Raw genomic sequence first — 15156 nt, forward strand, 5'->3', positions numbered from 1 at the left:
CCGCTGTTTGTTTGTCCTAAGAGCTACGAGCTATGAGCTAACAGCTTATATTTCAAAATCCTCTTACATTTGCCCAACCTCCATGCTCTGTGCTCTTGGCTCCATGCCCGTTTCTCATCTGCGCCCATCTGCGCCATCTGCGGATTTTCCTGACCCCATGGTATCTGAAGTCCCCCCTAGGGGGATTTAGGGGGCCTCCCGTAACCTTTTATCAATATTTTTCGTACATTCGTCAAAGTTTTTATTTGTTTCGTCACAGAATAACACCCAGGTAACCGGGCAACAACCATCGGCTCCCAACCGGGTTGTTCCACAAAGCAGTACAATATGAAGAAGTTTTACCCTTTACTCATCGGTTTATTGGTATTTGTTGCCAATTCTTTTCATGCGCAGGCACAAGAGCCTGTGATAAGTACTTACTCCCCAGACCTAGATGCACCGGGTGTGCCACTGGATGTGGTGCTGGAGTTGACGTTTGATGTTAATATTGCATATACTGCAGATTCAGAATACTACAAAGTTGAAATTTTTAAGGAAGGAGGAATTTTTGCGCTGGCCACATACCAAATTTCTCAAGGTCAAGCGCAACCAGGGTTAAACATTTCCTCAAAAACCCTAACCATAACTCCATCTGCCATTTTTGACCCTGAATCCAATTACTATATAAAAATCCAAGCTGGTGCCATAGTAAACGCATCAGATGCCACCCCTTTTTCCGGAATTGACAACAGCGAATCCAACAACTGGCGTTTCACCACCGTATCCCGCCCGGCAGTTTCAACGGTTTCGCCCGCCCACAATGCCACAGGCGTCACAGGACTTCAGCAATTGTCTGTTACTTTCAATGAGGAAATAACCTTAGGGGCTAATAAAAACCTCACCATAAAAAAGTCAGACGGCACTGATTTTCAGACCATCAATACCACCAACGATGCCGGATTAATATCTGTCAACACCACCGATAACAAAACCGTGGAAATTAACCACAATGCCTTTAACGGAGACCAGGGATTGTACATTGACGCAGAAGAAGGGCTTGTTGTTTCAAATGCATCAGGAGTAAGTTCTGCTGCCATAGACGGAACTTCTTCGTGGGCTTTTACCACCGCCACAGCACCTGGGGTCGCCGAATTTGGCCCTGCCAGTACTCCCGAAGCAATCGTCCATGCCGATGAGCCATTGACTCTCAGGTATGATAAGCCTGTTACTTTGGCTTCCGATAAAAATGTGACCATCTATTCTGATGGTCAACAGCATTTTCAGACCCTCAACACAACAGATAACCCTGCATTTTTTACGTACGATTTCAATACCTACACGCTAACCATCGATCACAATCTTTTTCCGGCATATTCATCCATTTATGTGGTAGTGGACGAAGGTCTCGTTACTGCAGACGACAACGATATCGCCTCCACCAGGGTTGACGGACTCAACCAGGAATGGGATTTCATGACTGTCGCTGCTCCGGTTCTGCAGGAAGTTGCCCCCAACGGCATTACAGATGTTCCGGGAAATCAGTCTTTGACACTCACGTATAACGAAAATATCACCGCAGGGGATAACAAAAACCTGTACATCTACGATTCAACCGACCAATTGATAGAGACCATCAATACCACTGATAACAGTGCTAACTTCTCCATCACAGATAATACTTTGACCGTAACGCATTCTCCTCTGTCCGGTAATACCTCTTACTACATTCTTACGGACAAAGGACTGGCAAAATCGACCAATACTGCCATGGAAGCAGATGCAATCTCAGGCACAACAGACTGGACCTTTACCACCACCGGGGGGCCCGTTGCGGAGATTTTCACACCTGCAGCTGCTGCAACCGGAGTATCTGTTACAGCCCCTTTCAGCATCGATTTCAACGAAAATATTGTCCGGGGAACATCAGGATCTCTTACCATTCGTGAAAGTAACGAAACAGTAGTGGAGACCATCGCTTTTGACAGTGAGCAACTCACTTTTGTCAATGATATTCTGACCATCAGTCACTCAATTCTATCGCCTGAAACCACCTACCACATTCAAATAGAAAACAGCATGGTGGTATCTGATGCCACCGGGACTCCCTGGGAAGGCATCAGTGACCAAAGCTGGAGTTTCACCACTGCCGGAGCACCAACCATATCAAGTTATGACCCATTAAACGGGGAGACTTCGGCTCCGGTAAACCAACCATTAACGCTCACATTCTCCGAGAACATTAAGCGCGGAAACACAGGTTATCTAAACATCCGCAGAGACGATGGCAGCCCAAACGGAGTTGCTTTTAAGGCTTTCTCCTTCGATGATCCCGATCTGGTTTTCTCTAACAACACGTTGAGCATAAACCATGACTTACTGATTTCAGAGACAACCTACTTTGTAAAAATCGATCCCGGAGTAATTGTATCCGAAGGTACTGATGTGGCTTTTGGTGGAATAGCGGACAACAACCAATGGCGCTTTACCACAGCAGCTCCCCCCACAGCCACCTCTTTTGACCCCGTCAGCGACAGTGAACTAACATCAGCCACCGGCAACCTGACCATTACCTTTTCTGAAAACATTGAATTGGGATCCTCAGGTGCAATACGCATTAAATATGGTGCCGACGCAACATTTCAAACCATCACTTTTGAAGATACTGAAAACATCAGCATCACAGACGATGTGCTTACCATCTCTCACCTGGAATTCCCTCCATCCGAAAGCTTTTACATCCTCATGGATGCCGGCTTCGTAAGGTCAACAGCCAGCGGTGTGGCTTTTCCCGGAATTCAGGAAACCACCACCTGGACTTTTACCTCACCTGCAGGGCCGGCCATATCCACCTATGATCCTGCCAACAACAGCCTCGACATACCGGTAGATGCACAGCTGGTATTAACTTTTGACCAACCCATTGCCAGAGGTACAGGAAATATGGTTCTTCATTATCAAAACGGAGGTGGTGATGCCGTAATTGTTAGCGCTGCATCAGAAAACAAACTTACCATCAATGCCAATACTTTGACTTTCTACAATTTGAATATGCCCCACGAAGAAACTCTGTATGTTACCATGGATGCAGGTTTTGTAAAATCGGCCGATACAGGTTTTGCTTTTGATGGCATCACTGACAACACCGAGTGGGTATTTACCACCCTTCCGGAACCGCCGTCATGGATTACCGGATATCCCGTATTCAGTTCCATCACTACCGACAACATCAACCTGGATCTGCAGACCAATATCGATTCACGTTACTATTTTGTGATTTCTGAAAGTGAGGCAGCGCCCACAGTGGAACAAATCGTTGCCGGCAAGTTATCAGAAACAGTTGATGCTGTGGTAGCCGGGGATGGCCCACTAACAGCCAATACCATTTTTACACATACCGGAATTGACATCTCGGAAACAAAATTACCCTCAGGCTCTTATTACTACATGCACCTGGTGGCCAAACACACCACCAAAGACCTCTATTCCAAACGAAACACCCTGCTGATCGACAAGGTGGCACCCGTCACGTCCGTTTTTCCGGCCGATGGAACAGATTATTTCCCACAAGATGGAAAAATCAAAATCAGGTTCGATGAGAAAATTTTTGACAACACAGGGACAGAATATGATAATACTAACCTGACAGGGCTGATTGGTTTAACCTTTACTGATGGAGGTACATCTGTTACCCATTCGGTCAGCATCGATACATCAGGGAAAGAAATAACGGTTACTCCTTCCGCTGATTTACAAGGACGAACCGGGTACACCATTACCGTCAATCAGGTATATGACCAGATTGGTAACGGACAGACAGTTTCTACAGTTACCACCTTTACCACCGACCAGCTTTACACCTGGACCGGAGCAGGAACAGATGCCACTGTTTGGACAGACCCGGATAACTGGGAAGGTCAGCCTCAGGGAGGCTACACCGATGGCAGTGTTTACATTCCGAATACAGTAACATCCTATCCGGAAATTTCAGGTGACCTTACCATCTACAACCTGAACATTGAACCGGGGGCATTTATCACTCACTCATCAGGCATTCTTTCGGTGAATGGCGAATTCAGACTGCAATCCTCCGATCAGGTTAACGCCTCCTATATTTATGCCGGAGGCAGTCTCACAGTGACACCTGACAGTGTAAAAATTGAACAAGCCATTTCGGCCAATAATAGAAACTATAATGTATCATCCCCTACCAATGGAGCAACAAAGGCTGATATGGGGGTTACCAATAAACTCTTTGAATGGAGCAATGGTGACGGAAGCTTTTTAGAACTGGGAGAGACAGAAACGCTTCAACCCGGTCATGGATACCTTACGAGAAGTGAAGTGGGAAAAATCATCTTCTCCGGTAACATCAACCTGGCCGATGTAAATATTCCTGTACAATGGTCCTCTGCAGGCAAAGGGTGGAACCTTGTTGGTAATCCATATCCCGCCTCTTTAGACTGGGCCAACATTACAAAAACAAATGTGGCTGACGGCTTCTGGCTTTGGGACAATATTCAGAACCTTTACGGCGTATATAACCAGGAACTGGAAACGGGAGTCAATCTGACCTCTTCGGTCATTCCGTCCAATCATGCGTTCTTCGTTAAAGTCCCTGCTGAAATGCGTCATCTGGAGTCGTCCATCACCTTTGAAGTGGCTGATGTGCAAAACAACGAGAACTCCTATCTCAAATCTGCCGGTTTTTCACCTGCTTCACTAAAACTTGCAGGAAGCAACGGCGAAGTCAGGGATGAAACAGCCATTGTGTTGCACCCCGATGCCAGTGATGGCCTGGATCATCTGGATTCGGAAAAATACTTATCCAGAGCCTCAGCTACCATCGAATTATTTGTCCCGGTTGATGGTGCCAACATTGCAATCAACGCCATTCCGGATAGCGACTGGAAAGAAAAGTCCATTCCGCTAGGATTTTATGCAAAAGAAACAGGGAGTTTCCAAATCGAAGTGTCCGAACAGTCCATTCAAGACCTCGACCAGTTAATCCTGACCGATCATGTGGAAAATAAAGACCGGGCACTGAGTGAAAACTCCTCCTACGCTTTCGATGTGAACACCTCAGGGACCAACACATCACGATTCACCCTGAAAATAGTCAGAAAGTCAGTAGCCACAGCCATACAAACTCCGGAGAAAAAACAAACCGACAATTGTATCGTTTACACGCATCAGTCACAAATCGTAGTGGAAACCCCCGACATTCAAAACCTCCGATATCATCTCAATGATCTGAGCGGACACACCCTGGAAACAGGCAACCTGAATGCGGGTTCCACTCATTACATCGATACCCCCAATACAGGTATTTATGTAGTCACCATTCTGTCTGATGATGGGAAGGAACAGCATAAAGTGGCGGTAGAAAACTGAGGTGGAGGTTGAGAATAAGACTAAGGTTAAGGAATTCTTTTGAAAAGAAGATTTTCTTAACCTTTACTATTTATAAGCTTTGATGAAGCTGATATCAGGACTGCGCTTTCGGTAATTTTTTCTGTTTTTAATTAACTCTATGCTACTCGTCCTGATAAACCAGGACGAGATGTGACGTACTCCGTATAGTGCTGTATATTAACCGTGTTGCGAAGCAACCCCTGTGGGGCTCGGTGCTCTCTGTGGTTAACCCCCGTCAAAAAACAAATCTGTCACCCCCCGGGGCTGATCCACGATGAAAAGCAGGATTAAAACAATATCCGATTTAACATATAGATTGGGAAATAAGGTCATTGCGGAATGGCGTTCATCTACCACGCTGAAGCTCCGTAGTTAGCCAGTAATGCGTAGCCAGGAGCAAGGATCATAGAATAAAACAAAAAGGAGTACCTCACAATAAAAAGTTGAAACAAAGAATGCAGAAAAATCGCAGAACAGACATACTAATCACCTCCCCCGTTTCGGACGGGTGTTTTTTCGTTTTCACCTCCCAACGAAAAATCTATCCAAAGCCCGCCAGGCTTAAAAGAATCTTGAGATGTTTTCAATTTCGTCCCTGAAAGAGGCATACATAAATAACCCGGATGCAGTCCGGGGAAAAGACACAAGAAGAAAATGGTCCCTGAAAGGGGCCAACATTAACAAATATTAGCCCATCTATACTGCTGCCTCGCTTGGAGCTAAGCTACCTACCCCTTATATCAGGATATCACCATGATTTAAAATGCCCTACAAAACCAACACATCACATTCCCCGCAACTTCCGATGATTATTCAAAAAACCCCGCAACTATTGCATGTTTCCTTCAAAAAACATACCTTTGAATTACTGTAACAGCCATTACAGTAATGTACATTACAAACCGAAGATCATGCAATTCTACAACCGCATAAAAGAATTAGAAATCCTTCGCAAAACGGAAGAGAAGGCAAAAGACCACGCCCAAATGACTATTGTTGTTGGCCGACGAAGAATTGGAAAGACAACGCTTCTAATTGAATCAGTAAAAAACTCCCCGCACCTTTATTTCTTTATTTCAAAAAAAAATGAGATACTTCTATGCGAGGAATTTACGGAAGAAATACAAAACAAATTATCGGTAAACATTTATGGAACGTTCAGAACCTTCCGAGATCTCTTCGGGTACCTGATGGAATTATCTGGCACCCGTCATTTCACCCTAATCATTGACGAATTTCAGACATTCTACTCTGTAAACCCTGCGATATACAGCGAATTACAAAATATATGGGATCGCCACAAAAACCAAAGTCATCTAAACCTGATTCTTTGTGGATCAATCTATTCTATGATGAAAAAGATTTTTGAGGATGCCAAAGAACCTTTGTTTGGAAGAGCCACCCAAAAACTATTCATAAAACCATTTGATACAACCTCTCAAAAAAAATTGCTTCAAGAGCATAACCCAAACTTCACTCCTGACGATTTACTCTTTTTCTATACCATATCGGGTGGAATACCCAAATATCTCGAAATATTAATTGAAAACAAGGCAGTTAACTTCATCAAAATTCTGGAGACCGTATTATCCGAAAATTCAGTTTTTTTAGAAGAAGGAAAAAACATTTTAATCGATGAGTTTGGAAAAGATTACGGAACCTATTTTTCCATTTTATCATTAATAGCTTCCTCCAAAACAAGCAGACCGGAAATAGAATCAATCCTCGAAATTCAAACCGGTGGTTACCTCGACAAACTGGAAAACGATTTTGGTATTGTGTCCAAAACTAAACCAATGTTATCCAAACCTAATAGTCGTTTTGTAAAATACCACATAAGCGATAATTTCCTGAATTTCTGGTTTCGATTTATCTTCAAATACAAAAGTGCCATTGAAATAGACAATCTGGAATATGTAAAAAATATAATCAGACGCGATTATCAAGTCTATTCCGGAAAAATTCTGGAAAGATATTTTATTGATAAACTCAAAACGAAAGGTAATTATTCTTCCATTGGCAGCTATTGGGAAAAAGGAAATCGTAATGAAATTGACATTGTAGCCATTAATGACATCGAAAAAAAAATTGACATTTTTGAGGTTAAAAGAAACCCGGCCAATATCAGCATCCATAACCTGATTCTAAAATCGTCCAATCTGATACAGAAACTACCGGATTATACTCCTCAATACAAAGGTTTATCCCTTGATGATATGTAAGAAGTGGCAAACCGGAGTAACCTCAGCTACCCCTTCGTTTCCGCACGAGGGGTTTTTCTTTTCTCGTCTCCTGACGAGGATTTAAAAGCCCGACCAAACAAAAAAGAATGTTGAAAGGTATTCAATTTCGTCTCTGAAAGGGGCATACTTAAGTAACCCCGGATGCAGTCCGGGGAAAGGACACAAGAAGAAAAAGTCCCTGAAAGGGGCCAACATTAACAAATATCGGTACATATCTGACCCCCTCAGGCGCCACTCGAAAAAAACACTTGGGGCTAAGCTACCTACTCCGCGTTTCCGAACGAATAGGTTTTCACCTCTCGTCTCCTGACGAGAATTCTATCCAAAGCCCGCCAATCATCATAACAGGGTGTCACCCCTGCCGGGGCTTTTCCATATTATTTAATGCCAATGCTACCATACTGCCGCCCCGCCGGGGCTGATCCATGGCAATCCAAAAGCCCCAATATTTCACCAGAAAAAGCACCAGGAGTAAGGCAACAATCAGGTAGAACACATACAACAAATAAAATAATTTAAGCCCCGAACAGGGTTGACACCTTTTCAATTATCAATAATCAATTACCAATAATTAATTCAACAAAAAAATCCGGCAGAAGCAATACTTGATCCCTAATCATGAAATCCGGAACCCTCAATGAAACTTAAAACCCGGAACACAAAACGCAAATCACAACACACAAAACCCTATCCCTTAAAGAGAAATAAATACTGCCTGCTGCCTAAAGACTAAATTACTTCCATCTAAAAGAATCCATCCCCCTCCTTGGGAGGGGCTAGGGGAGGCTTTCCATCCCCCTCCTTGGGAGGGGCTAGGGGAGGCTTTCCATCCCCCTCCCTGGGAGTGGCCAGGGGAGGCCCCCCTTTTTTTTCCTATCTTTGCAAAAAACACCCACATTGAAAAAACAAACCATCATACCGGAATCACTGGACATCATCGGTAACGCCTGTCGCGATTATCTGAAAAAACCCGACAAAAACCTCAGCATTGAAGTCTGGAGCAACATCGCTGAAACCGATGTTATTCCGGTTCACTATCTCTTTCGCCCTTTTAAAGAAATGCCCCCCCTGGAGCAAGAAGCCCTGAAGCAGTGCCGCGGCAAAGTTCTGGATATTGGTGCGGGTGCAGGATCTCATGCGCTATGGTTGCAGGAACAGGACTTTGACGTGACAGCACTCGAAATCTCCCCCGGCTGCTGCGAGGTGATGCAAAAAAGAGGAGTAAAAAACATTCTTCAGGAAGACTTTTTTGCCCTCGCAGAAGAAGACAAATACGACACCCTTCTGATGCTCATGAACGGCATCGGAATCGTGGGCACCACCGACCGGTTAAAAGAATTTTTTAATATGGCCCGCAAAATACTCAAACCCGGCGGACAAATCTTGGTTGACAGCTCCGATTTGCGTTACCTCTTTTTGCAGGACGACGGCAGTATCCTCATCAATCTCAACGACAGTTACTACGGGGAGGTGGAATACCGCATGAGCTACAAAGGACAGAAAGGCCGCCGCTTCCCCTGGCTCTTCATCGACGACCAGCTGCTGGAATACCATGCAGAAAAAAACGGCTTCCGGTTTGAACGCATCGCCGAAGGGGAGCATTTCGATTACCTGGCAAGATTGACAGAAGCTACCTAAATCTTGTGAATTGCGCATAAAATAATTTCTCTGTGCAACCCGGTATTTCTCCATATTCTCTGTGGTTAAAGCCCTCAAAACACAATTCTGTCACCCCCGGTCCCTGAAAGGGGCGAATTTAAGTAACCCCGGATGCAGTCCGGGGTAAAGGAACCCACCACATAAGGTCCCTGAAAGGGGCCAACAAGTGTCGTGTTATTTTATGCTTAATACGACACTTGTTTAAACAAATTCTCATCCATAAACATACGACACCTTCAGCGTCGATTTCCTTATTATCAGATCTTCTATAAACATGGGAGCCCTTCAGGCTCCGGCTAATTGATCATTAAAAAGTATCATCCCTGCCGGGGCTGATACATCCTAAAATGCAGGAATCGAACAACAATTGTCTCCCCCTATGAATTGAATTATTAAGAAGGACTGCAAATCCGATGTGTTCAGAACGGTCGCATTACAAATCCGCCCGAACGGAGAAATACCTGATAATATCCAAACCGATTCTTGCTCTTACAGCTTTGAGCTACAAGCTCCATGCCCATTTCTCATCTGTGTCCATTTGCGCCATCTGCGGATACTGAAAAGTTGCGTAGCAACCCCTGTGATTCTCTTTATCCTCTGTGGTTAAATATCCCCTCCTTGGGAGAGGTAGGAATGGCCCCAATTAATCATTGATCATTGATCATTAATCATTACTTTACCTCCCTTCATCAACTAAACCCTTTATTCACGTACCTTTTGCTATGTCAATAGCGTACAAACAGTTAAATTTACGCGTTACTTTTAAAACACTCAAAACAACAGGGAATCTCTAAAAATAGTAAAATTCAAGGCACAAGAAATTTTAAAACCGGAGTTTACCAATAGTATATGAGGATTTTAAAATTTTGAAGTAACGCAGAAGTTTGCATTTTTTGAGGTTACCTCAATGAACAACGCTTTTTGAACATGGTTACACACAGGGTTAAATTGACGATTATGAAAACACTTCTACTTAAAATTGGATTAGTTGGGGGAATGATGTTAGGGTTGGCTTCATTCTCCGCCAACTCACAGGCATACAATCCAGGTTATCCAGATGTTACAAATATTTCCACAACCTCAGCAACAATCGAAGTTAATGCTACCATAGGAGGACTTACCACCCTTCCTCCACCATATAATTACCTTACAGTTGCGACTCATTACACCTACTATTTAATTGAAGAAGAACCTAGTTCATCTCCATCAACAGATTTTATCATAAATAATTTTAATGGACAAATTGGCTTAGAAGGTCCCGATGAAACATGGGATAGCGAGTTAAGTAGTTTATCGCCAAACACGAATTATTTCATTCACTTCGTTACAACAGACAACACTGGGCAAGTTGTTATCGAAACCTCTGGCACACCCACCTCCGTATCTTTTGCCACCCTACCAAATCTTAGCATTTCAACGCTTACCCCCCCCAACAACGCCACCAACGTCCCCATTGATACAGATCTGACCATGACCTTTAGTGATGATATTTCAGCCGGAAGCGGATACATCGAAATTCACAAAGGTACATCTTACTCGGCAATCAACATTGCCAATGCCGATATAAGTGGAAACACCTTAACACTGCCTGCTACCGAGTTTTCTTTAGATTATGCAACAGACTACCATATTGAGATTGAGCCCGGAGTAATTCAGGGTTTCTCAGGAATTACTGATGCTGACACCTGGAATTTCACCACCGAAACAGGACCTCCGGTATGGACCGTTGGACCATCACTTTTGAACCAATCCACCACTTCGGTGGATCTCAACGGAGGTACAGATCAGGATGGAACCTGCTATTATGTAGTCACGGAGGCCTTCACCCCTCCTTCCAACACCTATATCACAGAGGGTAAAGATGAAAATGGAAATCTGATGGACGTGAGTGGCTCAGCTACGCTCACAGCAAACAATACCTTTACCAAAAATATCGATATTTCTATATTAAACTCAGGAGTGGATTACTACATCCACATCCTGGCATCTAACGGAACACAATTTTCTGAAAACGTAGTTACAAAACCGCTTGACCTAAAAGCACCTTCTCTTTTAAGCTCTTTTTCTCCGACAGATAACGCTTCCGGAGTGCTTTTAGGAGCATCCATCACATTACCTTTCAATGAAAAATTATACAGCACCAACGCAACTGAAATAACTCCGGAAAATGCCTCAACTTATTTTAGTATTGCAAGCTCTTCCGGGCAGGTTTCTTTTGATGCTGCTTTTAGTAATAATGACAAAACCATCACCTTAACGCCCTCTAAAATCCTTGAGGGAAGCACCACTTATACAGTCTCCTTCCTTCAAAAATTTGAAGACATTATTGGTAATGAGCAGTCAACCAAAACCGGTAGTTTTTCCTTCACCACCGAGCTGGCAAACAAATGGACAGGCAATGGTACTGATAGTGACTGGGCAAACTCCGAAAACTGGGAAGGTGGTTATACATCCGGAAACAGCATTAAAATACCGGCTGGATTAGTAAACTATCCCGTTATTGAGACAGGGACAACCGCCACTGTAAACAATCTTTATGTTGAGCCGGGGGCTTCATTAACTCTCAATGGAGGAACACTTACCATTAACGGCCTTTTTGTCCTTCAATCCAGTTTGGACTACAACGCTTCGTTCATTCCTGCCGATGGAACTCTAAATGTAGATCCGCAAAATGTTCGGTTCCATCAACATATTGAAGCCAATAACCGAAATTACAACTTTGGCGTACCGGTGGATGCAACAACCAAAACTTCTGCAGGGATAACCAATACTTTATACCAATACAACAACGATAATAACACCTACATCCAGATTGACGGTAGCACTGAACTTATTCCCGGAACAGGCTACATCTGTCGAAGTGATAATTCAATTATTTTTTCAGGAACACCTGTCACAACCGACAAGCAGATTACTGTTCAGAGAAACAATAGTGGCGGACTTGGCTGGAATTTAATAGCCAACCCCTTTACAGCTACAGTTGACTTCTCACAGTTATCCTTTAATGAAACTGAAATCGCCAATTCTTTCTGGATCTGGAACAATATTGAAGAAAAATATGACACCTATAATGCTGCCTCAAATGTAGGAATCGGAATTCCAAACGGACAGTCAGGCATTCCCTCGCATCAGGCTTTTTGGATAAGGGTCTTACCAGGGGTAAGTACAGCCAACCTCACCTTCCCTACCAGCTCATTACAAGCCAATAGCTATTCTTATCTAAAATCATCATCTTCCGGATTGTTGTACCCCACTTTCAAAATGGAAGCTGTATTCAATGGCAAAAAAGACGAAACCGCTATTGTTTTTGCAGAAAATGCAACCAACTCACTGGGCGATCCTTATGACACAGAAAAAAAGCTGACTTCGAATATGGATTATTGCCAGATATTTACCTCCTTTACCAACGAAAGTAATATTACAACCAACCTGGCAATCAACGGACTACAGCCGTCACAAGTCGAAATATCCGTGCCATTGACATTTAAAGTAGCTAAAACAGGAACCGTTACTTTCAACATTAAAGATCTTACTTTATCTTCAAATGCACAGGTGATATTAGAAGACAGGGCGCTGAATGATTTTATTACCCTTAATACCGAAAGCGCCTACCAGTTTGAAGTCACTGAAACCGGCACCAACTCTTCCAGATTTGTGATCCACTTCTCTGGCACCAAAGAGGTTGTGACCGCAATAAATGATACCAAGGACAATAACAACACAAAAAAAGCCAGCTTCTACACAAACAATTCTGAAATAATTGCGTATATTGGCCAATTAAACAATCCATCATACAGATTGTTGGATATCAATGGAAAAATCATTGATAGTGGCAGATTAAATCCCGAATCGGAAAACAGGATTGCAGTCTCAAGGAAAGGAATGATTATCCTGATCGTAGAATCAGAAAAGGAAAAACTTGAGTTCAAAACTGTTTTCTAAACAAATTGTTGTTTGTTTAGAATGAAAAACCCTATTAAAAAGAAAATATATTCACGTCCCGAACTCGTTGAAGTGGAGTTGGATCAAATGATTGTTTTACAGGTTACATCAACAACACCTCCCGATCAACCTGGTTTTACATCAGAAAGCCCAACCACAACCACTTCTACCACCGACACTACCGAAGAGCCCCTCAAAACCAATAACTTTGAGGAGAATCCTTTTCAGCGGTAAGAGATTGGTGTGAAAAAAATTTAATTATAGAAACGACTTCAGATATGAGGTCGTTTTTTTGTCTGGGAGCGTGCTAGCTGAGGATGAGATTAGCCCCGGTCTTTAGGCAGGGGATTCCCAAATAACACAACACCTCCGTGGCAGCCGGCTTTGAGCCGGCTTCTGACAAATACCAATACCTTGTATATGTTTCAAAAAGCCGGCTCGAAGCCGGCTCTCCTGACCCGTGTTTCGTTTCAAAATCCCCCGGCTAAACCAGAGGGCTAGGCTCATTATAAATTCCATACACCAAAAAGTATTAATTATCTCTATGTGAACGCCTCCCATGAGAATTTCCCCACAATTAGCCGCATAAAACCCCAACCTCACTACCCTCCCTCCCTACGAACTACGAACTATGAGCTATGAGCTAACAGCTATCATTTCCCCGTTTCCCCCAAAATACATATATTTGAAAAAAACATTCCCCATGCCATTGATATCATTCATTATACCCGTATATAACCGTCCACAGGAAATAGATGAATTGCTGGAGTCTTTTACCCACCAGCATAATAATGATTTTGAGATCATCATTGTGGAAGATGGTTCCACACACAATTCACAGGACATTGTAGAACATTGGTCACAACAGTTGCCTGTACGTTACCTGTGGCAGCAAAATACCGGTCCGGGACCGGCACGCAACACCGGAGCCAGAGATGCGGCCGGAGAATGGGTGGTTTTTCTGGATTCCGACTGTCTTTTGCCCGAAAATTATACGCAAATCGTATCATCAGCACTGGAGAAGGCAGATTTTGATTGTTTCGGTGGTCCCGACCGCGCACATGAGGACTTCAACGCAACCCAAAAAGCCATTGGACATGCCATGAGCAGCGTCCTTACCACCGGTGGCATCCGGGGCGGCCGGGAGAAGATGGACAAATTCTATCCCCGAAGTTTCAATCTGGGAGTTCGCACCAAAATTTTTCAAAGTATCCGTGGTTTCTCCGGGATGCGTTTTGGCGAAGATCTGGATTTCAGCATGCGTCTGATCGAAGCCGGGTTCACCACCACCCTGCTGCAAGATGCCTGGGTATGGCATAAGCGTCGCAACAATTTCCGGTCTTTTTACAAACAAGTCTTTAATTCCGGAATTGCCCGCATCAACCTGGAAGCCAGACATCCCGGCACCACGAAATTTGTACACCTGTTACCCTCCCTTTTCACCATTGGCTATCCTTTGGCAATAATACTTTCCTTTTTCGTTCCTTTTTTCCTGTTTTTTGTGGTGGTACCTCCTCTGGCATTTTGGGGCGGCGCCATTCTCTCATTGAAGCAAATGAAACCTGCAATTCTGGCCGTACCTGCCTCTTTTACGCAGTTAATGGGCTATGGCCTGGGATTTATAAATGCCTGGGTAAAAAGAAAGGTTTTCAAGAGAGAGGAATTCAATGCATTTGGGGATAGTTTTTACAAATAGGGGGCCCCTCCCCAGCCCTCCCCCAGGGGGAGGGAGTAGGATCACACCACAAGCCTTATCGCCTCATTATGAACGGCTCCAATGAGAATCAGGCCGGGGATCCGAAAAGACCACAATACCCACTTGTCAGCCGGCTTCTAATAAACAACAACATCTGGTACAATTATCGAAAAGCCGGCTCGAAGCCGGCTCTCCTTACCTGGGTGCCGTTTTACCCCCCCTAAA

The 15156-nt window shown here is 43.8% G+C and carries 7 protein-coding genes; 6 read left to right on the top strand and 1 reads right to left on the bottom strand.

Annotated features, from left to right (window positions below; genetic code table 11):
* The first annotated feature begins 327 nt into the window (after positions 1–327).
* Both BY457_RS15110 and BY457_RS15115 read left to right on the top strand, forming a co-directional pair.
* The gene (locus tag BY457_RS15110; protein WP_106154168.1) at positions 328–5370 is read left to right on the top strand and encodes an Ig-like domain-containing protein; all 5043 of its coding nucleotides are present in this window, start codon (positions 328–330) and stop codon (positions 5368–5370) included.
* Between the two features lie 932 nt (positions 5371–6302).
* Positions 6303–7613: an ATP-binding protein gene (locus BY457_RS15115; RefSeq protein WP_106154236.1), complete on the top strand. Its 1311-nt coding sequence runs from the start codon at positions 6303–6305 to the stop codon at positions 7611–7613.
* Positions 7614–7986: 373 nt separating this feature from the next.
* Here the strand turns inward: BY457_RS15115 and BY457_RS19050 are convergent, their stop codons facing one another.
* Positions 7987–8139, bottom strand: a complete 153-nt coding sequence (locus BY457_RS19050) for a hypothetical protein (RefSeq protein ID WP_181256502.1) — start codon at positions 8137–8139, stop codon at positions 7987–7989.
* 392 nt (positions 8140–8531) lie between these two features.
* Between BY457_RS19050 and BY457_RS15120 the strand changes: the two genes are divergently transcribed.
* From BY457_RS15120 to BY457_RS15135, 4 genes are all read left to right on the top strand, one after another.
* Positions 8532–9272, top strand: a complete 741-nt coding sequence (locus BY457_RS15120) for a class I SAM-dependent methyltransferase (protein ID WP_106154169.1) — start codon at positions 8532–8534, stop codon at positions 9270–9272.
* 978 nt (positions 9273–10250) lie between these two features.
* Positions 10251–13235 carry an Ig-like domain-containing protein gene (locus BY457_RS15125; RefSeq protein ID WP_181256503.1) on the top strand — a complete coding sequence of 995 codons (2985 nt, stop codon included), beginning with the start codon at positions 10251–10253 and terminating at the stop codon, positions 13233–13235.
* A 21-nt stretch (positions 13236–13256) separates the two neighbouring features.
* The gene (locus tag BY457_RS15130; protein ID WP_106154171.1) at positions 13257–13469 is read left to right on the top strand and encodes a hypothetical protein; all 213 of its coding nucleotides are present in this window, start codon (positions 13257–13259) and stop codon (positions 13467–13469) included.
* 469 nt (positions 13470–13938) lie between these two features.
* Entirely contained in the window at positions 13939–14931 is a 993-nt protein-coding gene (locus tag BY457_RS15135) for a glycosyltransferase (RefSeq protein WP_106154172.1), read from the top strand.
* Positions 14932–15156 lie beyond the last annotated feature (225 nt).

The sequence above is a fragment of the Marinilabilia salmonicolor genome (genome assembly GCF_003003035.1).
Classification (GTDB): Bacteria; Bacteroidota; Bacteroidia; order Bacteroidales; family Marinilabiliaceae; genus Marinilabilia; species Marinilabilia salmonicolor_A.

Excerpts from the sequence above, each read along its gene's own strand:
- BY457_RS15110 (WP_106154168.1), top strand. The coding sequence starts at position 328 with ATGAAGAAGTTTTACCCTTTACTCATCGGTTTATTGGTATTTGTTGCC.
- BY457_RS15115 (WP_106154236.1), top strand. The coding sequence starts at position 6,303 with ATGCAATTCTACAACCGCATAAAAGAATTAGAAATCCTTCGCAAAACG.
- BY457_RS15125 (WP_181256503.1), top strand. The coding sequence starts at position 10,251 with ATGAAAACACTTCTACTTAAAATTGGATTAGTTGGGGGAATGATGTTA.
- BY457_RS15130 (WP_106154171.1), top strand. The coding sequence starts at position 13,257 with ATGAAAAACCCTATTAAAAAGAAAATATATTCACGTCCCGAACTCGTT.
- BY457_RS15135 (WP_106154172.1), top strand. The coding sequence starts at position 13,939 with ATGCCATTGATATCATTCATTATACCCGTATATAACCGTCCACAGGAA.